This window comes from Streptomyces echinoruber (genome assembly GCF_014651135.1).
In the GTDB taxonomy this organism is placed as follows: Bacteria; Actinomycetota; Actinomycetes; order Streptomycetales; family Streptomycetaceae; genus Streptomyces; species Streptomyces echinoruber.
The window spans coordinates 40,826-62,757 of sequence record NZ_BMWH01000031.1 but is presented as its reverse complement, the minus strand read 5'-3'; the positions used below and the strand labels follow the sequence as shown (position 1 = coordinate 62,757).

The 21,932-nt window shown below is 70.6% G+C and carries 17 protein-coding genes; 7 read left to right on the top strand and 10 right to left on the bottom strand.

Going from position 1 to position 21,932, the window contains the following annotated elements:
• Nucleotides 1–53: 53 nt before the first annotated feature.
• Nucleotides 54–584, bottom strand: a complete 531-nt coding sequence (locus tag IE225_RS27845) for an Rv3235 family protein (RefSeq protein WP_190060389.1) — start codon at nucleotides 582–584, stop codon at nucleotides 54–56.
• A 337-nt stretch (nucleotides 585–921) separates the two neighbouring features.
• On the opposite strand from IE225_RS27845, the gene IE225_RS27840 reads away from it, so the two are divergent.
• Together IE225_RS27840 and IE225_RS27835 are read left to right on the top strand one after the other, a co-directional pair.
• Entirely contained in the window at nucleotides 922–1,437 is a 516-nt protein-coding gene (locus IE225_RS27840; RefSeq protein ID WP_190060388.1) for a DUF6912 family protein, read from the top strand.
• A 223-nt stretch (nucleotides 1,438–1,660) separates the two neighbouring features.
• On the top strand, nucleotides 1,661–2,326 hold the full coding sequence (locus IE225_RS27835) for an HAD family hydrolase (protein WP_190060387.1): 666 nt from the start codon (nucleotides 1,661–1,663) through the stop codon (nucleotides 2,324–2,326).
• Nucleotides 2,327–2,604: 278 nt separating this feature from the next.
• Here the strand turns inward: IE225_RS27835 and IE225_RS27830 are convergent, their stop codons facing one another.
• On the bottom strand, nucleotides 2,605–3,171 hold the full coding sequence (locus IE225_RS27830; RefSeq protein WP_190060386.1) for a DJ-1/PfpI family protein: 567 nt from the start codon (nucleotides 3,169–3,171) through the stop codon (nucleotides 2,605–2,607).
• Nucleotides 3,172–3,854: 683 nt separating this feature from the next.
• Between IE225_RS27830 and IE225_RS27825 the strand changes: the two genes are divergently transcribed.
• On the top strand, nucleotides 3,855–8,816 hold the full coding sequence (locus IE225_RS27825) for an NAD-glutamate dehydrogenase (RefSeq protein ID WP_190060385.1): 4,962 nt from the start codon (nucleotides 3,855–3,857) through the stop codon (nucleotides 8,814–8,816).
• A 137-nt stretch (nucleotides 8,817–8,953) separates the two neighbouring features.
• Here IE225_RS27825 and IE225_RS27820 read toward each other — a convergent pair whose 3' ends face one another.
• A complete protein-coding gene (locus IE225_RS27820; RefSeq protein ID WP_190060384.1) occupies nucleotides 8,954–9,775 on the bottom strand; it encodes an ABC transporter ATP-binding protein in 822 nt (273 codons plus the stop codon).
• Nucleotides 9,768–10,682, bottom strand: coding sequence for an ABC transporter permease (locus IE225_RS27815; protein WP_190060383.1), 915 nt, complete (start codon nucleotides 10,680–10,682; stop codon nucleotides 9,768–9,770). Before IE225_RS27815 ends, IE225_RS27820 begins: the two co-directional genes overlap by 8 nt.
• Before the next feature lie 217 nt (nucleotides 10,683–10,899).
• On the opposite strand from IE225_RS27815, the gene IE225_RS27810 reads away from it, so the two are divergent.
• Nucleotides 10,900–11,526, top strand: a complete 627-nt coding sequence (locus IE225_RS27810) for a TetR/AcrR family transcriptional regulator (protein WP_190060382.1) — start codon at nucleotides 10,900–10,902, stop codon at nucleotides 11,524–11,526.
• Nucleotides 11,527–11,694: 168 nt separating this feature from the next.
• Here IE225_RS27810 and IE225_RS27805 read toward each other — a convergent pair whose 3' ends face one another.
• Nucleotides 11,695–12,621 carry an IS630 family transposase gene (locus IE225_RS27805; protein WP_229880129.1) on the bottom strand — a complete coding sequence of 309 codons (927 nt, stop codon included), beginning with the start codon at nucleotides 12,619–12,621 and terminating at the stop codon, nucleotides 11,695–11,697.
• A gap of 151 nt (nucleotides 12,622–12,772) precedes the next feature.
• Complete coding sequence (locus tag IE225_RS34175; protein ID WP_190060381.1) at nucleotides 12,773–13,123, bottom strand: DUF4259 domain-containing protein; 351 nt, start codon at nucleotides 13,121–13,123, stop codon at nucleotides 12,773–12,775.
• A 627-nt stretch (nucleotides 13,124–13,750) separates the two neighbouring features.
• On the opposite strand from IE225_RS34175, the gene IE225_RS27795 reads away from it, so the two are divergent.
• On the top strand, nucleotides 13,751–13,888 hold the full coding sequence (locus tag IE225_RS27795; RefSeq protein ID WP_190060380.1) for a hypothetical protein: 138 nt from the start codon (nucleotides 13,751–13,753) through the stop codon (nucleotides 13,886–13,888).
• A gap of 37 nt (nucleotides 13,889–13,925) precedes the next feature.
• On the opposite strand, the gene IE225_RS27790 is transcribed toward IE225_RS27795, so the two are convergent.
• On the bottom strand, nucleotides 13,926–14,387 hold the full coding sequence (locus IE225_RS27790) for an SH3 domain-containing protein (RefSeq protein WP_190060379.1): 462 nt from the start codon (nucleotides 14,385–14,387) through the stop codon (nucleotides 13,926–13,928).
• Between the two features lie 568 nt (nucleotides 14,388–14,955).
• Nucleotides 14,956–16,296, bottom strand: a complete 1,341-nt coding sequence (locus IE225_RS27785; protein ID WP_190060378.1) for a tetratricopeptide repeat protein — start codon at nucleotides 16,294–16,296, stop codon at nucleotides 14,956–14,958.
• Nucleotides 16,297–17,146: 850 nt separating this feature from the next.
• Between IE225_RS27785 and IE225_RS27780 the strand changes: the two genes are divergently transcribed.
• A complete protein-coding gene (locus IE225_RS27780) occupies nucleotides 17,147–18,619 on the top strand; it encodes an asparagine synthase-related protein (protein ID WP_190060377.1) in 1,473 nt (490 codons plus the stop codon).
• 26 nt (nucleotides 18,620–18,645) lie between these two features.
• Nucleotides 18,646–19,362, top strand: a complete 717-nt coding sequence (locus IE225_RS27775) for a class I SAM-dependent methyltransferase (RefSeq protein WP_190060404.1) — start codon at nucleotides 18,646–18,648, stop codon at nucleotides 19,360–19,362.
• Between the two features lie 69 nt (nucleotides 19,363–19,431).
• On the opposite strand, the gene galE is transcribed toward IE225_RS27775, so the two are convergent.
• Nucleotides 19,432–20,409 (bottom strand): UDP-glucose 4-epimerase GalE, encoded by a 978-nt coding sequence (gene galE / locus IE225_RS27770; RefSeq protein WP_190060376.1) that lies wholly within the window; start codon nucleotides 20,407–20,409, stop codon nucleotides 19,432–19,434.
• A 159-nt stretch (nucleotides 20,410–20,568) separates the two neighbouring features.
• Nucleotides 20,569–21,909 carry a glycosyltransferase 87 family protein gene (locus IE225_RS27765; RefSeq protein WP_190060375.1) on the bottom strand — a complete coding sequence of 447 codons (1,341 nt, stop codon included), beginning with the start codon at nucleotides 21,907–21,909 and terminating at the stop codon, nucleotides 20,569–20,571.
• Nucleotides 21,910–21,932: the final 23 nt, after the last annotated feature.

The following is a 21,932-nucleotide window of genomic DNA, read 5'->3' as shown; positions in this document are numbered from 1 at the left end:
GGCTGCGCCAGGTCAGCCGTCGGCCGGGCCGGCCGGTCACCGGTCGCGCCGGGTCAGCCGTCGGCCGGGCGGGGCTCCCGCGGGCCGCCCAGCTCCACGGCCGTGCAGCGCCAGCGCAGGTCCGCGCCCAGTTCCAGGCGGAAGGCCAGGGCGCGCAGCTGCTCGCCGGCGCCGATGCGGGCGAAGACCTCCAGGGCGCCCTCACGGGGCTCGAAGTACCCGACGTCGCGGACGACGGGGCGCGGGCCGCGGGTGCGCAGGGGGAGGCGCCGGGCGAGCCGGATCAGGTCGTCGTAGGCGCGGCCCGCGGTGTGCCGGAGCATCGAGTGGACGGGACGCGCGCCGCTGAGGACGGCCAGGAGCCGGTCGGCGAAGACGTCGGTGGGGCCGAGCCGCACGGCGCCCGCGGGACGGACGGCGAGGGCCGGCACCGGCGGCCGGCCGCCCTGCGGGGCCGTCCGCGCGGTGCGGGGCGGCCGGGCGGCGGGGGCGCGGGGCGGAGTGCCGCCCGGGCGGCGGATGTCGCGGCGGCCCGGCGGGCGGCGGCCCGGCTGCCGGGAGGTCCTGGTCATGACCTTGTTCATGGTGGTCCCCGTTCCGTGGTCCGGCTGAATGCGTACCGGCAGGTAACTCGATGTCACGGATCTTGTACGTGGTGTGAGGGGCGGTGGCAAGGAGGCTGGCGCGCTCCGGGCGGGCCCGCGGCATTCACTTATCCGGGTGACCGGGCATGGGCTCCGGCCCGGCGGCAAGGGGACGGACAGGGTGAATCACGGGGCGCCGGGTGGACGTGCGACGGGGCGCGGGCGGGGACTCGAAGGGGGACCGGCGCACGTATGCTGAGGGATCTCCGGTGCTGAGGGATCTTTGGCGGTGCCGGAGTGTCGTCAGCGGAGTCTTCGACCACGAAAGCGGCCGGCCATGCGTGTGTACGTTCCCCTGACCCTTCCCCGTCTCGCCGAGGCGTACCGGACGGCCCGGCTGGGGACGAAGCCGTTCGTGGCGTACGCGGTCACGCCGGGGCTGCGGGAGTGGTACCTGTCCGACGACATCGAGGAACTGGAGTACGCGGCGCTGAGCCGGGCCGCGCTGGCGTCGCTGCGGCTGCTGGCGGCCGACCCGGACGCACCCCGGCGGCGGGTCGTGGTCGCCGCCGACGTGCCCGAGGGTGCGGCGTCCGCCGACCCCGACCGCGGGCTGGACCCGGCGGCGCTGGGCGAGGTACGGGTCGATGCCACCGTGCCGCTGGCCAAGGCGGCCGCGGTGCACGTCGACGCGGACGACGCGGAGGCGGACGTGACGGCCGCCGTGGAGGCCCTGCCGACGGCGGAGGCGGGCGACGACGACGCGCAGTTCACGGTGGACGGCGCCGAGGACCACGAACTGCTGTGGTACGCGACGCAGGAGATCCCGAATCTGGTGGAGGCGGCGGACTGACCTCCGGCCGGTCCCGCACCGGCCTTGCGCCGGCCCCGTGCTGGCCTCGCGCCGACCTCGGACGACCGGTGGACCGGCCTCGCGCCGACCTCGGACGACCGGTGGACCGGCCTCGCGCCGACCTCGGACGACCGGTGGACCGGCCTCGCGCCGACGTGCGACTTCAAGCGCGCGTCGGGCGACGCCTCCTTGAATGTCGGTGCCGGCGGGTACGTTTCCCGTCATGGGGAAGCAGGCAGGTGCGCACATCGTCTGGGACTGGAACGGCACGCTCTTCCACGACAACGAAGCGATCATCGGGGCGACGAACGCGGCGTTCGCCGAGCTGGGGCTGCAGCCGCTGACACTGGAGCAGTACCGGGCGCTGTACTGCGTGCCGGTGCCGAAGTTCTACGAGCGGCTGCTGGGACGGCTGCCGACGGACGCCGAGTGGCAGGTCATGGACGAGGTCTTCCACCGCTACTACGCCGAGCACCGCGACCGGTGCCGGCTCACCGACGGGGCGGTGGAGCTGCTGGCGGACTGGAGGTCGGCGGGCCGCAGCCAGTCCATCCTCAGCATGTACATGCACGACGAACTCGTCCCGCTGGTCCGGGGGTTCGGGATCGAGCCGCACTTCGTCCGCATCGACGGGCGGATCGGGCCGTCCGGTGGCAGCAAGGCCGAGCACATGGTGCGGCACCTGCAGGCGCTCGCCGGGGTGGACCCGGCGCGCACGGTGGTGATCGGGGACGCGGCGGACGACGCGGTGGCCGCGCGACACGCGGGGGCGCAGGCCGTGCTGTACACCGGCGGGTCGCACAGCAGGGCCAGCCTGGAAGGGGTCGGGGTGCCGGTCGTGGACACGCTGGCGGAGGCCGTGGCGGAGGCGCAGCGACTGGTGGCCTGACACCGGCGACACACCGACGACACGCCAGCGACACGCCGACGTCGGACCGGCGACACAACGGCGCGGACGACGGCGCGGCGGTGCGGACGACGGCGCAGCGCCCGCCGTCCGCACCGGGTTCCGCGCCGCGTGCCTCCCCGAACGCCGGGCGCGGCACCGTACGCGCCGTGCGCGGCACAGTGCGCCCGCCTTTCGCGCCCGGCGCCGCACCGTACGGACATACGGACGTACAGATGTAAGGGGGGGTACAGGTGTACGGGCGTACGTCCGTCCGGGCGTCAGGTCACCGGCGCTTTCGCGCGCAGGATCCGCAGGAATTCGCGCATCCACCCCGGGTGGTCGGGCCAGGCGCGGGCGGAGACCAGGGTGCCGTCGACCACGGCCTCGGCGTCCTGGAAGGTGGCGCCGGCCGCCTGCATGTCCGGCTCCAGCGCCGGGTACGCCGTCACGCGCCGGCCGCGCAGGCCGTCGACGGCGGCGGTGAGCAGGGGGCCGTGGCAGATCTGCGCGACCGGTTTGTCGGCGTCGAAGAACGACTTGAGGATCTTGCGGAGCTCGGGGTCGTTGCGGAGGTACTCGGGCGCGCGGCCGCCGGGGACGACGACGGCGGCGTACTCGCCGGGGTCCACGTCGGCGAAGGCGACGTCGGCCTGGCAGGTGTAGCCGGGTTTCTCCGTGTAGGTGTCGAAGCCGGGTTCGAAGTCGTGGACGACGAAGCGGAGGGTCTTGCGGGTGGGGGCGGCGATGTCGACGTCGTAGCCCTCCTCGCGGAGGCGCTGGTAGGGGTAGTAGACCTCGAGCGACTCCGCCGCGTCGCCGGCGACGATCAGGACTTTGGGTGGCATGGTGGACGCTCCCTCGCTGGGTGTGCGCCGCCCGTCTCGGGGCGGCGCGTCTCGGGGCCGCGGCCCGCGCGGCGGGGCGGCGTGCCCCTGATGGCGATGTGTCCCGGAAGACGATGTGTCCCGGAAGACGATGTGTCCCGGAAGACGATGTGTCCCGGAAGGCAGCGCGCCCCGAAAGGCGACGTGCCCCTGAAGGCAACGTGCCTCGCGCCGGGGGTGCGTGCCAAGGGGTGGCACGTCCCGGTGTGCGCCACCCCTGTGCAGAACGTCAAAGTTCCACCCCCGGTTTTGTACACATACGGCTCATGACGGGGCACCCGTCATGAGCGATAGCCTTGGTGGCGTGATCAGCGCGATACGCCGCGGGGGCATCGTCGCCCCTGCTCTGCGCCCGGGGAGCACGGACGACACCCGTGACCGGGCGGCGGTCGCTGGTCCTCGCGGGCGGGACGGGACGTGGCAGGTCCCCGGAACGCCGACCACCCTCGCGGATCCGGCGTCGCAGAGAGCAGCGTCACACCCGTCGGGCGCGTCGGAAATGGCTGATATCCCCCCGCTCATCGCACCTCCCGGCATAGCGTCGATGCAGACCGGACACCCCGCGTCACGGCGTTGCGTCGGAGGCGACGAGACCGTACTTCCTTCTACGTCACGCAATGGCGCGCGACAGGAGCCAGAGGACAATGCAGACCAAGCTGGACGAAGCCAAGGCCGAGCTGCTCGAGAGGGCCGCCCGGGTAGGTGAGAACAGCCCGGTCGGGGGGCACCTACCGACCGGGACGACGGGCGCGGGCACTCCGGGGACCCCGGGCAGCCCGGTCGCCTCCGACAGCGAGTCCGTACTGACGTTCCTCCAGCGTTACTACCTGCACACCGCTCCCGAGGACCTCGCCGACCGCGACCCGGTCGACGTCTTCGGGGCCGCCGTCTCCCACTACCGACTGGCCGAGAACCGCCCCCAGGGCAAGGCCAACGTGCGGGTCTACACGCCGACCGTCGAGGAGAACGGCTGGACCTGCACCCACACGGTCGTCGAGGTCGTCACCGACGACATGCCGTTCCTGGTGGACTCGGTCACCAACGAGCTGACCCGGCAGGACCGCGGCATCCACGTCGTGGTGCACCCGCAGTTCGTGGTGCGGCGCGACCTGACCGGCCGGCTGATCGAGGTCCTCACCGACCCGCCGGCGGGCGAGCTGCCGCACGACGCGCACACCGAGTCCTGGATCCACGTCGAGATCGACCGCGAGACCGACCGCGCGGACCTGAAGCAGATCACCGCCGACCTGCTGCGCGTGCTGTCCGACGTGCGGGAGGCCGTCGAGGACTGGGGCAAGATGCGCGACTGCGCGCTGCGCGTCGCCGAGAGCCTGCCCGGCGAACCGCTCCCCGGCGACCTGCGCCCCTACGAGGTGGAGGAGGCCCGCGAGCTGCTGCGCTGGCTGGCCGACGACCACTTCACCTTCCTCGGCTACCGCGAGTACCAGCTCCGCGACGACGACTCGCTGGCCGCCGTCCCCGGCACCGGCCTGGGCATCCTGCGCTCCGACCCGCCGCACGGGGGCGACGACGACCACCCCGTCAGCACCTCCTTCGAACGGCTGCCCGCCGACGCCCGCGCCAAGGCCCGCGAGCACAAGCTGCTCATCCTGACCAAGGCCAACAGCCGCGCCACCGTGCACCGGCCGTCCTACCTGGACTACATCGGCGTCAAGAAGTTCGACGCCGACGGCCAGGTCGTCGGGGAGCGCAGGTTCCTCGGCCTGTTCTCCTCGGCCGCCTACACCGAGTCCGTGCGCCGGGTCCCGGTCATCCGCCGCAAGGTCGACGAGGTGCTGGAGCGCGCCGGGTTCTCGCCCCACAGCCACGACGGCCGGGACCTGCTGCAGATCCTGGAGACCTACCCGCGCGACGAGCTCTTCCAGACCCCGGTCGACGAACTCGAGGCCATCGCCACCTCCGTCCTCTACCTGCAGGAGCGCCGCCGGCTGCGGCTGTACCTGCGGCAGGACGAGTACGGGCGCTACTACTCGGCGCTGGTCTACCTCCCGCGCGACCGCTACACCACCGCCGTACGCCTGCGGATCATCGACATCCTCAAGGAGGAGCTCGGCGGCATCAGCGTCGACTTCACGGCGTGGAACACCGAGTCGGTGCTCTCCCGGCTGCACTTCGTGGTGCGCGTCCCGCAGGGCACCGAGCTGCCGCAGCTGTCGGACGCCGACAAGGAGCGTATCGAGGCCCGGCTGGTGGAGGCCTCCCGCTCCTGGGAGGACGGCTTCGCCGACGCGCTGAACGCCGAGTGCGGCGAGGAGAGCGCGGCCGAGCTGATGCACCGCTACGCGCACGCCTTTCCCGAGGGCTACAAGGCCGACCACTCCCCGCGTGCCGCGGTCGCCGACCTGGTCCACCTGGAGCGGCTCGACCAGGAGGACAGGACCTTCGCGGTCAGCCTGTACGAGCCGGTGGGCGCCGCGCCCGAGGAGCGCCGCTTCAAGATCTACCAGAAGGGCGGTTCGATCTCCCTCTCCGCGGTGCTGCCGGTGCTGAGCCGGCTCGGCGTGGAGGTCACCGACGAGCGGCCCTACGAGCTGCGCTGCGCCGACCGCACCACCGCCTGGATCTACGACTTCGGCCTGCGCATCCCGCAGTCCGCCGTCGCCGGCGGCGACTACCTCGGGGACGAGACCCGCGAGCGCTTCCAGGAGGCGTTCGCCGCGGCCTGGACCGGCAAGGCGGAGAACGACGGCTTCAACGCGCTGGTGCTCAGCGCGGGCCTGACCTGGCGGCAGGCGATGGTGCTGCGCGCGTACGCCAAGTACCTGCGGCAGGCCGGGTCCACTTTCAGCCAGGACTACATGGAGGACACCCTCCGCAACAACGTCCACACCACCCGGCTGCTGGTCTCCCTGTTCGAGGCGCGCATGTCGCCGGAGCGGCAGAAGGCCGGGCGGGAGATCGTCGACGCGCTGCTGGAGGAGCTGGACGCGGCCCTGGACCAGGTGGCGAGCCTGGACGAGGATCGCATCCTGCGCTCCTTCCTCACCGTCATCAAGGCGACGCTGCGCACCAACTTCTTCCAGCGGACCGACAGCGGCGAACTGCACGACTACGTGTCGATGAAGTTCGACCCGCGGGCCATCCCCGACCTGCCCGCGCCGCGCCCGGCGTTCGAGATCTGGGTGTACTCGCCGCGGGTGGAGGGCGTGCACCTGCGCTTCGGCAAGGTCGCGCGCGGCGGCCTGCGCTGGTCGGACCGGCGCGAGGACTTCCGCACCGAGATCCTCGGCCTGGTCAAGGCGCAGATGGTGAAGAACACCGTCATCGTGCCGGTCGGCGCCAAGGGCGGCTTCGTCGCCAAGCAGCTCCCGGACCCGGCCAAGGACCGCGACGCGTGGCTGGCCGAGGGCATCGCCTGCTACCGCACGTTCATCTCGGCGCTGCTCGACATCACCGACAACATGGTCGCCGGCGAGGTCGTCCCGCCCCGGGACGTGGTGCGCCACGACGGCGACGACACCTACCTGGTGGTCGCGGCCGACAAGGGCACGGCGACGTTCTCCGACATCGCCAACGAGGTCGCGCAGTCGTACGACTTCTGGCTCGGCGACGCCTTCGCCTCCGGCGGCTCGGCCGGCTACGACCACAAGGGCATGGGCATCACCGCCCGCGGCGCCTGGGAGTCCGTCAAGCGGCACTTCCGGGAGCTGGGCGTGGACACCCAGACGCAGGACTTCACGGTCGTCGGCATCGGCGACATGTCCGGCGACGTGTTCGGCAACGGCATGCTGCTGTCCGAGCACATCCGCCTGGTCGCCGCCTTCGACCACCGGCACATCTTCATCGACCCCGACCCGGACGCGGCGACGTCCTACGCCGAGCGCCGCCGCCTGTTCGAGCTGCCCCGCAGCTCCTGGGCCGACTACGACAAGAAGCTGCTGTCGCCCGGCGGCGGCGTCTTCGAGCGCACCGCCAAGGCGATCCCGCTCAACAGCCACATCCGCCGGGCCCTGGGCATCGAGGAGAACGTCTCCAAGCTCACCCCGGCCGAGCTGATGAAGGCGATCCTCAAGGCGCCGGTGGACCTGCTGTGGAACGGCGGCATCGGCACGTACGTCAAGGCCACCACCGAGTCGCACGCCGACGTCGGCGACAAGGCCAACGACGCCATCCGCGTCAACGGCGCCGAGCTGCGGGTCAAGGTGGTCGGCGAGGGCGGCAACCTGGGCCTGACCCAGCTCGGCCGGATCGAGTTCGCCATGCACGGCGGGCGGATCAACACCGACGCCATCGACAACAGCGCCGGCGTGGACACCTCCGACCACGAGGTGAACATCAAGATCCTGCTCAACGGGCTGGTCGCGGACGGCGACCTGACGGTCAAGCAGCGCAACAAGCTGCTCGCCGAGATGACCGACGAGGTGGGCCGCCTGGTGCTGCGCAACAACTACGCGCAGAACACGGCGATCGCCAACGCGCTGGCCCAGTCCAAGGACATGCTCCACGCCCAGCAGCGCTACATGAAGCACCTGGTGCGCGAGGGCCACCTGGACCGGCAGCTGGAGTTCCTGCCCACCGACCGGCAGATCCGCGAGCGGCTGGGCTCCGGGCAGGGCCTGACCGGTCCGGAGACGGCCGTGCTGCTGGCGTACACGAAGATCACGGTCGCCGAGGAGCTGCTGCGCACCTCGCTGCCCGACGACCCCTACCTGCGCGGCCTGCTGCACGCCTACTTCCCGACCGCGCTGCGCGAGCAGTTCCCGGAGCGGATCGACAGCCACCCGCTGCGCCGCGAGATCACCACGACGGTGCTGGTCAACGACACGGTCAACACGGGCGGTACGACATACTTGCACCGCCTGCGCGAGGAGACCGGCGCCTCGCTGGAGGAGATCGTGCGGGCCCAGACCGTGGCCCGGGCCATCTTCCGCCAGGCCCCGGTGTGGGACGCGGTGGAGGAGCTGGACAACAAGGTCGACGCGGACGTGCAGACCCGCATCCGCCTGCACTCCCGCCGCCTGGTCGAGCGCGGCACGCGCTGGCTGCTGAACAACCGGCCGCAGCCGCTGCAGCTCGCCGAGACCGTGGACTTCTTCGCCGAGCGCGTGGAGGAGGTCTGGACGCAGCTGCCGAAGCTGCTGCGCGGCGCGGACCTGGACTGGTACCAGCAGATCTACGACGAGCTGACCGGCGCCGGCGTCCCGGGCGAGCTCGCCACCCGCGTGGCCGGGTTCTCCTCCGCCTTCCCGACGCTCGACATCGTGTCGGTGGCCGACCGCATGGGCAAGGAGCCGCTGGCCGTCGCCGAGGTCTACTACGACCTCGCCGACCGCCTGCACATCACCCAGCTCATGGACCGCATCATCGAGCTGCCGCGCGCGGACCGCTGGCAGTCCATGGCCCGCGCCGCCATCCGGGAGGACCTGTACGCGGCCCACGCGGCGCTGACGGCCGACGTGCTGACGGTGGGCAACGGCTCCTCGACGCCGGAGCAGCGCTTCAAGCTGTGGGAGCAGAAGAACGCGGCCATCCTCAGCCGCGCCCGCACCACCCTGGAGGAGATCCGCGGCTCCGAATCGTTCGACCTCGCCAACCTGTCGGTGGCGATGCGCACGATGCGGACGCTGCTGCGGTCGCACTCGTAGCGTTCCGCGGCGGGCCGCCGCACGCGGCGGCCGCACACGACGAGGGCGCCCCGGGCCGGGAACGGCCCGGGGCGCCCCGCGTTCCGTCTCCGGCGGGCCCGCCCGCCGGCCGGGCGCACGCGGCCTTCGCCTCCGGTTTACGCGGCCTTCGCCTTCGGCGGGCTCTTCTTGTCGCTCCCGCCCGTGAACGCCTCGTACGCCTTCAGGACCTCCTCGGTCGGGCCGTCCATGCGCAGCTCGCCGCGTTCCAGCCACAGCACGCGGTCGCAGGTGTCGCGGATGGACTTGTTGTTGTGGCTGACCAGGAACACCGTGCCGGCGCGCTGCCGCAGTTCGCGGATGCGCTGCTCGCTGCGCTTCTGGAAGGAGCGGTCGCCGGTGGCGAGGGCCTCGTCGATGAGGAGGACGTCGTGGTCCTTGGCGGCGGCGATGGAGAAGCGCAGGCGGGCGGCCATGCCGGAGGAGTAGGTGCGCATGGGGAGGGTGATGAAGTCGCCCTTGTCGTTGATGCCGGAGAAGTCGACGATCTCCTGGTAGCGCTCCCTGATCTGCTCCCGGGACATGCCCATGGCGAGGCCGCCGAGGTGGACGTTGCGCTCGCCGGTCAGGTCGTTCATCAGGGCGGCGTTGACGCCGAGGAGGGAGGGCTGGCCGTTGGTGTAGATGCGGCCGTTCTCCACCGGGAGCAGGCCGGCGACGGCCTTCAGCAGCGTCGACTTGCCGGAGCCGTTGGTGCCGATCAGGCCGATGGCCTCGCCCTTGTAGGCGACGAACGACACGTTCTTCACGGCGTGCACCCGCCGCACCCCGGCCGCCTTCTCGGCCTGCCTGCGGCGCAGGATGCGGTGCAGGGCGGCGGTGGCGGTGCCGCGGCCGGCGCCGGTGCCGTTGACGCGGTAGACGATGTCGACACCGTCGGCGATGACGGTCGGGATCCGCCCGGAGTTCTGCTCAGCCACGGCCGTAGGTCTCCTCAGCCTTCCAGAAGTAGATGAAGCCGCCGACGCCGGCGAGCAGGGCCCAGCCGAGGGCGGTCGCCCACACGTGCGGCGGGAGCTGCGCGGCGTGGAAGCTGTCGATGAGCGCGAAGCGCATCAGGTCGATGTAGACGGCGGCCGGGTTGGTCTCCAGCACGACCGTGACGAGGTGCGGCAGGTGGTCCTTGGCGGTGAGCTTGTCGATGCTCCACATGACGCCGGAGACGTACATCCAGGTGCGCAGTACGAACGGCATGAGCTGCGCGATGTCCGGCGTCTTGGCGCCCCACCGCGCCATGACCATCGACACGCCCGCGTTGAACATGAACTGCAGCACCAGGGCCGGGACCGCGAGGACCCAGGACGGGGCGACCGGCACGCCGAAGCCGAGCAGGATCACGACGAGGGCGGCCATGGAGAACAGCAGTTGCTGGAGCTGCTGCAGGCAGAAGGAGATCGGCAGGGCGGCGCGCGGGAAGTGCAGGGCGCGCACCAGACCGAGGTTGCCGGAGATCGCGCGGGTGCCCGCCATGATCGAGCTCTGCGTGAACGTCCAGACGAACACGCCGGTGACCAGGAACGGGACGTAGTCGGGCACGCCGTGCTTGGTGCCCAGCAGCACACCGAAGATGAAGTAGTACACCGCCGCGTTGAGCAGCGGGGTCATCACCTGCCAGAGCTGGCCGAGCTTGGCCTGGCTGTACTGGGCGGTGAGCTTGGCGGTGGCGAACGCGGTGATGAAGTGGCGGCGCGCCCACAACTGGCGCACGTACTCGGGCAGAGACGGGCGGGCACCGCTGACCGACAGGCCGTGGCGGGCGGCGAGCGCCGCGAGGTCGTCGTCGGCCGGGGCCGGGGTGTGGGGCGGTGTGTCGAGGACCTGGCTCACATCCGCTGCTTTCGGTCGGGGATCTGCTCCGGTGGGTCTGCACGGCTACGGCCGCCGTTCCCCTGACCCGGCGCCGAAAGACGCGGGCGAGAAGTTTCCCTGTGCTTCGCTCCACGTTCTCTTACGTCGGGACGGGACCGTATCGTCGCAACGTGAGCGTAGGGCGTTATGACGTTGGAACGCAACCGTTTCGTCGCAACGCCCTATGCTGGGCGGCATGACGACGAACGCCGACGAGCAGCCGACGCGTCCGCGCCGCCGGGCCCCCGCCGGGGCGGCCGTCCTGCGCGAGGACGTGACGGAGGCCATCCGCGCGGCGGTGTTCGAGGAACTCGCGGCCGTCGGCTACGCGCGCATGTCCATCGAGGGCATCGCGCGCCGGGCGGGCGTCGGCAAGACCGCGGTCTACCGCCGCTGGCGCTCCAAGCTGCACCTCGTCCTCGACATCGTCTCGGCGCTCGCCGTCCAGGGCCTGCCCGTCCCCGACACCGGCTCCCTCGAACAGGACCTGCGCCTGCTGTACGAGGTCACCTCCCGCGCCCTGCGCCACCCCGTCGCCTCACAGGTCATCCCCGACCTGCTCGCCGAGGCCGCCCGCAACCCCGACATCGACCAGGCCATGCAGAAGGCCCTGCGCGAGGGCCAGGAGAGCGTCGCGCTGCGCATCCTCAAGGCCGCCGCCGCACGCGGCGAACTGCGCCCCGGCTACGCCGAGGACGTGGCCCTGGACCTGGTCTCCGGCCCCCTGTACTGGCGCTCGGTGGTCATCCGCGGCGAAAAACTCCCCAAGGGCTACCTGACGGCCCTGGCCCGGGCGACGGCGGAGGGCATCAAGGCGCTGTAGGCGCGCGCCGGAGGGCTCTTCCGTCCTGCGGCGCCACCGAGTTGACGCCTTGTCACGCGCGTCACTGTGATGCGTGTCACGCAGGCGTGGCGCGCTATGCGCCGAATACCCCGGTAACACTCACTGGATCTTCATCTTTTTCTTATTGAGGTGGAACTGTTGGGTTGCCTATGTGATCGTGTAGCGGACGTGGCGGGCGTGGAAGTAGCCGCGGACGATGTGGGGTTGGCGCTGGCGGCGTCGTAGGAAGCGGCGGGTTTCGTGGGCGAGGTCGTCGGCGGAGCGGGCGCGTGAGGCGTGGACGTGCCGTTTGAGGTCGGCGTTGAGGAGCTCGTCGGGGTTGAGTTCGGGGCTGTAGCCGGGCATCAGGTGCAGTTCGACGCGGTCGGCGTTGTTGTCCAGCCAGGTGCGGACGGCCTTGCTGCGGTGGACCGGGTGCCGGTCGGCGATCACGTGGACCTTGCGTCCGGCGTGGCGGGCGAGCCGGTCCAAAAAGCCGGTGAACACCTTTGCGGTGAAGCGGCCGGTGAAGACGGTGAACCACAGCGCGCCGCGCGAGGCGATCGCGGACATGACGTTCACGCGCAGCCGCTTGCCGTTCACCCGCACCACCGGAGTGCGGCCCTTCGGTGCCCAAAAGCGGCCGGGCAAAGCTGTGTTGGAGCGCAGCCCGCACTGGTCGGCCCAGGCCACGACGGCTTTCTCCGTCTTCGCCCGCGCGGCGATGGCCGGGTAGTCCTGCTCGAGCCACGCACGTACCTTCTCGTCACACTGCTGGCAGGCACGGCGGGCCGGGCGCTGCGGGGAGAAGCCGTGCCGGCGCAGCCACGTGCCCACCCCGCGCTCGGTCATCACCACCCCGCACACCATCCGGATGAGCTCCCGCACCGCGGCCCGGGTCCACAACGGCCCGCCGATCAGCAACTCCTCGGGCGTGTAGTCCGCCATCGCCTGGAACAGCGTGCCCCGCTCCTCATCGCTGATCAGCTCCTGTGGTCCGGGGCGCCGCCTCCGCCGCACCGCCAAAGCCTCCCGGCCGCCGCCGCGGTAGGCCCGCCACCAACTGCCCACCGAACGCTCGCTGACTCCGAACATCTCGGCTGCCTGCCGGTACGTGCGCAGCACCCGGTTCCAGCGCGGCCACCACTCGCAGCCGCACCGCCTCCCGCGCGGCAGGCGACAGCCGACGCGCGTCCTCAACCTCGATCACACCCTGTCAACGAGCAGGCAACCCAACCGTTCCGCCTCAACAGCTCCTCCAGAACCATCCGTCAGCGGGCAACGTCGCTTCCAGTGCCCGAATCGCAGACGAGGCCAGAGCGGGAGCAATTGGCTTCGGCAGCCATTCCCTGATTCCGGAATATTCTTCACCCCAAGACAAAGAACTCCCGGTTGGGACATTAGCCGCAACCACAGCAGCAGAAGCCACCACTTCCTCAGGAAGCACAGAGGAGCTTGAATTACCGCCTGCCTCGACGACAGAACGGAACACATTCTCGACAACTGCCAGCCGCTGCAATGCAGATCGTTCTTTCAGTTCATCGAGGAAGTCCTCAGCAGTGTCACTGTCGAACGGACCCGATCCCCAGGTCCCCATTACAAACTCCAATCGAGACTTACGGCAGGTATCCGCCGATTGAAACTTCGATCTCTGGGCCTCTCCGGTTCAATAGAGTCCCACCGGTTTCGGATCGGTCCGCCCCGACGAACTGCCCAACCTGCTGAACCGCCTGTGCCGTTTGCCGTACCGCGCCGCCTGCGGGGCCACGCTACGCGATCGGTACCCGGCCCTACCGGGCGCCCAGCGAAGCAACCGTGCGCCGCGTACTGCAACGCATCGACGGCGACGCCCTCGATGCCGCGACCGGCGACCGGCTCACCGCTCACGCGGACGTCTGCCGCGCTGCCGACGAGGACGAACACCCGCCGTCCGCGCCGACGGCCGCCGCGTCCACCTCATCTCCGCACTGCGCGGCGACGGCATCGTCCTCGCCCAGCGCGAAGCCGACGCCCAAAGCAACGAGATCACCGCGTTCCGGCCGCTACTGGAGCTTCTCGGCCATGACCGACACAGTCGTGACCTTCGAGGCGCTGCCACCCCAGACCGGCCACGCGAGGTTCCTCCTCGAGGAGAACAGGGCGCACTGCATCGCCGTCTTCAAGGGCAACCACCCGACCCTGCACGCCCTGGTGAAGGACCTTCCCCCGCAAGGAAGTGCCGCTGATGGACCGCACCCGGGCCGCCGCGCACGGCCGCGACGAGATCCACCGCCTGGAGGCCGTCACCATGTCGCGGCTGCCGTCCCCGCACGCCAGCCAGGCGCTGCAGACTGTCCGCCGGCAATCCTTGGACTACACGTGATCATGCCCGGCCGATCACGAGAACGACAGCGCCCTGGTCAGCGGGTCGCCTTGATTCGCTCGATCTCCCGACGGATCGGACCGATGCGCGGAACTCGATCCCACCACCATTCACCACTCGGCCTCTCGCCTTCATCCAGGCGGCGAACGACTCCAGATTCATCACCTTCGGTGAACTCTCTAAATCTAGAGTCGACATCGCCGAGCGCTCGCCTGAATCCCTCAAGGGAATTCTGGTCAGCGATTTCCATACCACGGGCGATGAAGCTCCTAAGGGCGAGTGCAGCAATCAAGTCATAAACACCCCATACCGTCCTGTCGGAATCGGGAAGCTCAAGCTCTCCCTCAATCCTGACAACATGATCACGCCAGCTCTGCAGCAGCTCGACGAGCCCCAACGCCTTTCCCGGCGCGACAGGAACAGAGGCATTTTCCAGCCGAGAGGCTTCCATTTCCGTCAGGAAGCACCCAAGCCATTCGTCGCGTTCACTTCTATTCACCCATTCACCTGCCAGGGTGGTACGCCGTGGACTTCCGCAGCATATCCCAGTCGACAATCACACGGACGCCGTTGTGGTCGAATCTCGACGAGTTTTTCCCCTCCAACTGGCGTGGCCCCGTCAGCGCATATTGAGCCGGGACTATTGGATTGCCTACACGATCGTGTAGCGGACGTTGCAGGCGTGGAAGTAGCCGCTGGCGGCGGTGGGGGAAGCACCCGAACACCTCGGCCGCCTGCCGATATGTGCGCAGCACCCGGTTCCAGCGCGGCCACCACCCGCAGCCACACCACCTCCCGCGCGGCGGGCGACAACCGACGCACTCCTGAACCTCGACCACGTCCGGTCGACAAGCAGGCAACTCAACTGTTCCGGCTCAATGGGTCGACGCTGGTGAGAGGGAAGAGGTTCAGGCTGTGATCAGCAGTTTGAAGTCTGCATTGCGTCCCGTCAGCGACAGTGCATATCGGTAGTCCGCTGATCGGTTTCGAACCGACAGTCCAGACGACTGCTCGTGGTCGTGCATCTTGGCTGTGTGCCCGTGGCGGGGCTTGAAGACGTGACGGGTTCAGGTGGTGAGCGACGGTGGTGCGATCGTCCGTGCGCGGTCGTACAGGTCGCGGGCTACCGCGTTCTTCAGATGAGGGCGCAAGAGACCGAACATCGCCCGCACGCGGTCGTCGGCGCGGCCGGACTGCACCTTGGGGTAGTCGTCGAGGGCCTGGTGCCAGGTGGCGCATGCCGCTTCCAGGTGGCCGAGTTCCAGTTGCCGCTCGGCCAGCAGTCCACGGCGGTGCACTCGTGTGCGCCGGTACACACTGGGGCGGAGCCGGTCCGCCTGCTGCATGGCTTCGACGGCTCCGGCCTTGTCGCCGAGTTCGTAACGGACCTGGCTGACGTGGTAGTTGAGCGAAGAGGGGTCGTACGAGCCGAACGCCTTTCCGCGTGACTCGGCGCGGTCCATGGCCGCCTCGGCCTCCCGGATGCAGCGCAACGCGCCCGAACGGTCGCCCGTCTGTGCGGCGGCATGTGCCTGCTGACCGAGGAGGAAGGCACGCATCCGCGGCCCGGCTTTCGGGGAGGCGGCGGCAGCGGCATCGGCCAGTGCCACGGCCTTCGCTCCGTGGCGGAGGTCGACCGCCTGGACGCTCATCCCCCGCAGGGTGGTGCAGTACGTCAAGTGATCCTCGGCCGCGCCCGCCAGCTCCAGAGCCTTGACGTAGTAGCGCTGCGCGAGACCGTGCAGCCCTTCGTCCACGGCCATGTAGCCGGTCAGGTAGAGCAGGTCCGAGGCGGCGGACAGCATCGCCTTGCGTACGTCCTCGGGCGCGTCGGCGCGCAGATAGGAGGCCACGGTGTTGACCATGAACGAGGCGGCCATGGGGCGTGCGTGTCGGCCGCCGAACTCGTCGTCCAGCTCCGAGACACGCTCGGTCATGGCGACGACCATGTTCACTTCGCTCATGCCGATGCGTGTCGTACGGCCGGACCGGACGGCCTCGGCACGCCCGACCACATCAGGCCAGCCGGGAATGGTGAGGGCCACGGAGAACAAACCGGCACCCAGGACGCTGCGGCGGGACGGGTCCATATCCAGCCTCCCCAGCTCGATCACCCCCTCCACGGTATCCGCAGCCGTGGAGGAGGCATCCTGTGGAACGGGCAGGCCGGCTTCGGCATGGGTGACGGGGCGGTCGAGGCGGCGCGAGAGAGCTTCGAGGATGCATGCGCGCACCGCGCCGCGGGGGATGGTTCCGCCGAGCCAGTGGCTCACCGCCGACTCGTCGTAGCGCAGGGGAGTCCCGGTTTCGGTGCCGATGCGGTTCACCGCCCGTGCGAACTGACGGTGGGTCCAGCGGCTTTCGGTGAGCAGACGCCCGAGCGCCACGTTCGGTTCACGCTTGGCCATGCCTTCAACTCCCCGTGCTCCCAAGGACTTTCAAGGCTTTCAAGTCCTGGCGTTGCGACAACGGTACCGCTGTGCGTAGTCGTGCGGTTGCGTAGAGGAAGCAGGAGCCGGCGAGTCCTCGCCGCAGCCGTCGTTTGAGGGACTCAAGAGATGAGAAGCGAAGCGCGGGCCCGACTGGCCCGGATGACCGAGGAGCGGGGCATGGACGGGATGTTGAGGATCGACACCTATGAGGGCACGGACCTGCTGCCGGGTCCGAATCGATGCTCGCCGTGTCGCTGCCCACGGCACTGCCCCACGACGTCGGAGGACGGGGCAGCGAGGCTGAGCGCCGCGGTGCGCGAGGTCAACGAGCGCAGTCGCGGAGAGCGACTGTGAGGCGGTCAGCCGCTGTCGTCGATCGCTACGACGGACCGCTCCTGATCATCACGATCCCGGGGCCGGTCGGCTTCGTTCTCGGAATGGCCGCCACATCCACACCCACCTGACTCCTCCCCCGTCACGCATCCAGGTTCCCCACCCGTGACGAGGGAGGGTCCGCCGCCGGAAGCGGCGGGCACCCCGTCCGGCTGCCTTCTTCGCAAGGGTCCGGCAGCCGGACGGGTCCAACTCCGCAGCACCTGCCGCGGAGTCCGCTTCAACCGTAAGGGAGAAAAGATGAACGTGGACGAGCTGTTCACCGGCGACCTGATCACCGGCGTCCCGGCCGTCGAGGCCGCGCTGCTCGACAAGATGCCGGGCGGCGGCGACAACAACGGCGACCACTGCAGCAAGTGATCCAGGGCTGATGCCAGGCGGGGCGGGACCGTACGCGGCCCCGCCCCGCCGCATGACAACGGAAAGGGACGACATGCTGTCGATGCGTCTGCGCCTGGACGATCTCCAGAAGCCCGAGTGGAGGCCACAGGGCGGCCGTTGGATCAATGGCGAGAGCTGGGTCGAGCCCGCGAACATGTCCGTGTTGGCCATGGAGGTCAACGACGACCAAGCCCCGCGCGTACGAGTCCGGGTGAGGGAATGCAAGCAGGGTGAGGCCGACTTCGTCAAACTCACCATGGAGCCTGGACGAGCCCGCCTGTCGGCAGGAGCCTTCGGCACGGCTCCGCTCTACCTGACGGAGAAGGCCGGCGAGCTGCACGCCTCGTGGGACCTGACCGCGCTGCGACCGCATCTGCGGATTGACCGCCTGGTGCCGCGCGTCGTCGCCCGAACGCTGACGAGGCAGCACCGCTACACGTCCGAGACGCTGTTCGCAGGCGTCTACCGCCTCACCGAACGGGCGTCAGCCATGTTCACCACCTCGGGGCTCAGCATCCACTACCCGGAGCCGGCCGAACACGTGCTTGAGCCCCGCACATTGCGGCCCGGCGTTGATCCACTCGTGGCTCTGGACGGGTTGCTGACCGACGTGATCCGCCAGGCGCCGACTGCAACCGGATGCGTGGGTGTTGAACTGTCCGGCGGCGCGGACTCCGGGAATGTCGCCCTGGCCGTGAAGGCCGCCCGCTTCCCCGAGACGCACAGCTTCGGTCTGCTGGTGGGAGGCAGAACCGGCAGGCGACAGAGCGAGCGGCGCCGGGCCCTCGTGGAACACTGCGGCTTCCACGACACGGCCACCCCCGCCATGCAGCACCCACCCTTCTGCCCTGGAGGTGTGCGTGCTTTGCGTAGGCCGCACGATCCGGCGGGAGCCTTCTACCAGGAGGCGTTCGATGTCGTACGCGAGCAGGCAGCCGCCCGGCGGTGCGAGGTCATGTTCACGGGCAGCGGCGGGGACGAGATCAACGCCTGCCACTCCAGGACGCGGGCCGAACTGCCGATGCCGGAACCCGTGCCGTGGCTGGGCGACAAAGCAGTCCGAGCGCTCACCGAGGTCAACGAGCACCTGGCCCCCATCCCTGTGCTGCCCGTACCGACCCTGATGGCGTTCGGGATGCACAACCCCGGCTTCCTCCGGGCCGGGATCTGGCCAGTGAGCCCGCTCGCGCACCCGCGGATCGTGCGGTTCATGGAGCAGCTACCGCATGAGTACAAGCGAGGCAAGGCGCTGTTCCGCGAGCGGATCAGGCGGGCCGGGCTGCCCGAACGGGTGGCCGCGCCGGCCGAACCGGAGAACTTCCTGGCCGTCCTGCAGAAGGGCCTGCGGTCCTACGGCCTGCTCGTCCTGGACGGCATGCTGAAGGAGTCCATTCTGGTGGACCTCGGCTACGTTGACGGCAAGGCGCTCGCCCAGGCGCGGAAGGACGCCGGCTCCGCTCCGGTCGTCCCCGATCTGCTGTGCGATGTGCTCGCCTTGGAGGTCGGACTGCGAAGCCTCACGTGACCAGCCCCCACACGGAAGCCGAGCTCATGGAAGCCACCAACCTCCTGTACCGCGATCCGGAACTGTACGACATGGTCCAGACCGACGGCACGGGCGCCGGGATGTGCCGGACCCTGATCGAGTCGCACCGGCCGGACGCCCGGACCCTGGTCGACTTCGGATGCGGTACCGGCAGGGACCTGGAGATCCTGGCCAAGCGCTTCGACTGCGTCGGCGTGGACCTCCAGCCCGGCATGGTCGGCTACGCCCGCAAGGTCCGGCCGTGGCTGGACATCCGCACCGGCGACATGCGCACCGTACGACTCGGCAAGCGCATGGACGTGGTGACCTGCATGGGCAACAGCCTCGCCTACGTGCACGACAACGAGGAAATCAGTCAGGTCTTCGCCACCTTCGCGGCCCACGCCCGGACGGGTGCACTGCTGGTGCTGTGCTCACCGGTCGCCCCGATCACCCGGACCGGGCCGACCACTGCCACGGTGGACACCCCGGAGGGACCGGCTATCGTGACGATCCGTCATGAGTGGGACCTGAGGAATCAGACGAACACCATGCACCGGCACTGGGTACTTCCCTCGGGCGGCGAGGCCCGGGACGAGATCCGCAGGCGCGTCCTGTTCCCCCGCGAGCTGGAGCGTTACGCGGAGTGCGCCGGTTTCGAGGTGCTGGACATGCTCGACGGCTCGGGGACAGGGCTCTCCGGCCCGATCGCGTACACGGCGGCTCGGTACACCGGACGGTGACGCCGAGGCGTCCGGGAGTTCCGCGGTCCTGCCGGCCGGGCGCTCCGGCGGGCAGGGCAAGACGGGTTCCTATCCCCGCGCCGCCTCCGGGTGCAGGCGCAGCCAGCCCTCCCACGCCGAGGTGATCATGTCGTGGATGTCGTGGCGGGCCTTCCAGCCGAGTTCGGTGGTGATGCGGTCGGCGGAAGCGACGACGCGGGGCGGGTCGCCGGGGCGGCGGGCGGTGACGGCCGGGGGGAGGTCGTGGCCGGTGACGGCGGTGATGCGGTCGATCATCTCGCGGACGGAGACGCCTTCGCCGCGGCCGACGTTCAGGGTGAGGTGCCGGCCGGGGGAGGTGAGGGCGCGGGCGGCGGCCACGTGGGCCTCGGCGAGGTCGACGACGTGGATGTAGTCGCGGATGCAGGTGCCGTCGGGGGTGGGGTAGTCGTCGCCGAAGATCTGCGGGGCCTGCCGGCGGGTGAGGCGTTCGAAGACCATGGGGACGAGGTTGAAGACGCCGATGTCGGCGAGTTCGGGGGCGGCCGCGCCCGCCACGTTGAAGTAGCGCAGGCAGGCCGTGGCCAGGCCGGTCGCGCGGCCCGTGGCGCGCACCAGCCACTCGCCGGCGAGCTTGGTCTCGCCGTACGGGTTGATCGGCGCGCACGGCGTCTCCTCCGTCACCAGCTCCACGTCCGGCGTGCCGTACACGGCCGCCGAGGAGGAGAAGACGAACGCCCCGACGCCCGCGTCCGTCACGGCCTGCAGCAGGGTGCGCAGGCCCTCCACGTTGTGCCGGTAGTACAGCAGGGGGCGTTCCACCGACTCGCCGACCTGCTTCTTGGCCGCCAGGTGGACGACGCCGGTGACGTCGTGCCCGGTGAGGGTGCGCGCCAGCAGGTCGGCGTCCAGGATCGAGCCCACCACCAGGGGCACGTCGGCCGGGAGGCGCTCGGCGATGCCGGTCGACAGGTCGTCGTACACCACGGTCCGCTCGCCCGCCTGCGTCATCGCGCGGACGACGTGCGCTCCGATGTAGCCGGCGCCGCCGGTGATCAGCCAGGTCATGTGCGGGCGTCCCCTCGTCGGTGTGGCCTGTCGGCTACCAGTGAAGCAGGCGGCGGCCGGACGCCGGCCACCGATGCGGGCGGCCGGGGATCACCGGCACGGGCGGGCGGGGGTCACGGATGCGGGCAGGCGTGGGTCACCGGCGCGGGCGGGCGTGGGTCACCGGCGCGTCATGACGCGCTCGGTGCCCGCCGCCTGCGGCCGGTCCGGCTCCGGCGGGGCCGGGTCGTACGCCGGCACCGGCCGGGTGGAGCGCCACAGCCGCCGGAAGGACAGCACGGCCGCCGCGGCCAGCAGGCCGTTGCGCAGCAGCATCAGCGCGCAGCCGATCCAGGTGGAGGTGACGACCTCGTGGTACAGGGTCGGGTACGCCACCACGCTGACCGCGCTCGCCGCCGCGACCAGCGCGGCCACCGGGCGCTGCGTGGTGTGCCGGGAGGTCAGGCAGACCGCCGCCAGGCCCAGCAGCCACACCATGTACTGCGGGCTGATGACCCGGCTGGTGACGGTGAACAGCAGCACCGCCGCGAGCGCCGCGTCGCAGGGCGTCGCCGCACTCCAGCGCCGGGCCCGCACCCGCCACAGCACCAGCAGTCCGAACGCGGCCGCCGTCAGCGCCAGGGAGAGGCCGGCGACGGCCTGGACGTAGGGACCGGTGAACTCCAGCGCGCCGTACCGGTAGCGGACCACTCCGGGCCAGCCCGCGTGCCGCGCCAGGGACAGGGCCGTGCCGCCGAACGACTCGATCTGCACGCCGCGCCCGCCCTGCTGGCGCAGGAAGGCCAGCGGGTTGCGGAACAGGGCGGCCAGGACGGCGAGCACGCCGACCGTGACGACGGCGGCCCATCCCCACGCCGAGCGCGTGGTCCGTCCCCTGGGCGTGCCGAGCAGGAGCAGCGCCGGCCACACCTTCACCAGCGCGCCGAGCGCCGCGAACGTGCCGCACGCGCGCGGGGAGCGTGTCAGCGCCAGCAGGCAGAGCACGCCGAGGGCGGTGGCCTGCACGTCGTAGCGGGCCAGCGGCACGTGCAGCAGCAGCGGCAGGCCGCCCGTCCAGTACGCGGCGCCGTGCAGGCTGCGGCCCGGGCGTGCGCCCGCGCGGGCCAGCGCGAGCGCGGTCACCGCGTCGGCGGCCAGGGTGAGGGCGACGAACGCCTGGAAGTACGTCAGCTCCGGCAGCAGCCGCGGCGCCAGCAGCACGAGCCCGGCGCCCGGCGGGTACTGCCACAGCGGGTCGTGCGCCGGGAACGCGCCGTGCGCCAGCACGACGTACCAGCGGTGGTACAGCCGCCACACCTCCCGCGCCACCCCGCCGCCGCCCAGCAGGGGCAGGGTGTTGTGGGCGAGCAGCCACAGCATCACGGCGCGGGTGGCGAGCCAGCCGGCGGCGAGGGCGAGGAGGCGGCGGCGCGTCGCCGTGCTCGCCGGTCTCGGCAGGCCGGCACGGCTCGGCACGCTGGGACGGCTCGGCAGGCGGGCGAGGCTCGTGAAGGCATTCATCAGCGCGGATCGTAAGCCGGGAA

Bases quoted from the DNA above. Each gene is read 5' to 3' on its own strand.
- IE225_RS27845 (WP_190060389.1), bottom strand. From the start codon at position 584: ATGAACAAGGTCATGACCAGGACCTCCCGGCAGCCGGGCCGCCGCCCG.
- IE225_RS27840 (WP_190060388.1), top strand. From the start codon at position 922: ATGCGTGTGTACGTTCCCCTGACCCTTCCCCGTCTCGCCGAGGCGTAC.
- IE225_RS27835 (WP_190060387.1), top strand. From the start codon at position 1,661: ATGGGGAAGCAGGCAGGTGCGCACATCGTCTGGGACTGGAACGGCACG.
- IE225_RS27830 (WP_190060386.1), bottom strand. From the start codon at position 3,171: ATGCCACCCAAAGTCCTGATCGTCGCCGGCGACGCGGCGGAGTCGCTC.
- IE225_RS27825 (WP_190060385.1), top strand. From the start codon at position 3,855: ATGCAGACCAAGCTGGACGAAGCCAAGGCCGAGCTGCTCGAGAGGGCC.
- IE225_RS27810 (WP_190060382.1), top strand. From the start codon at position 10,900: ATGACGACGAACGCCGACGAGCAGCCGACGCGTCCGCGCCGCCGGGCC.
- IE225_RS27805 (WP_229880129.1), bottom strand. From the start codon at position 12,621: ATGTTCGGAGTCAGCGAGCGTTCGGTGGGCAGTTGGTGGCGGGCCTAC.
- IE225_RS34175 (WP_190060381.1), bottom strand. From the start codon at position 13,123: ATGGGGACCTGGGGATCGGGTCCGTTCGACAGTGACACTGCTGAGGAC.
- IE225_RS27795 (WP_190060380.1), top strand. From the start codon at position 13,751: ATGGACCGCACCCGGGCCGCCGCGCACGGCCGCGACGAGATCCACCGC.
- IE225_RS27785 (WP_190060378.1), bottom strand. From the start codon at position 16,296: ATGGCCAAGCGTGAACCGAACGTGGCGCTCGGGCGTCTGCTCACCGAA.
- IE225_RS27780 (WP_190060377.1), top strand. From the start codon at position 17,147: ATGCTGTCGATGCGTCTGCGCCTGGACGATCTCCAGAAGCCCGAGTGG.
- IE225_RS27775 (WP_190060404.1), top strand. From the start codon at position 18,646: ATGGAAGCCACCAACCTCCTGTACCGCGATCCGGAACTGTACGACATG.
- galE (WP_190060376.1), bottom strand. From the start codon at position 20,409: ATGACCTGGCTGATCACCGGCGGCGCCGGCTACATCGGAGCGCACGTC.
- IE225_RS27765 (WP_190060375.1), bottom strand. From the start codon at position 21,909: ATGAATGCCTTCACGAGCCTCGCCCGCCTGCCGAGCCGTCCCAGCGTG.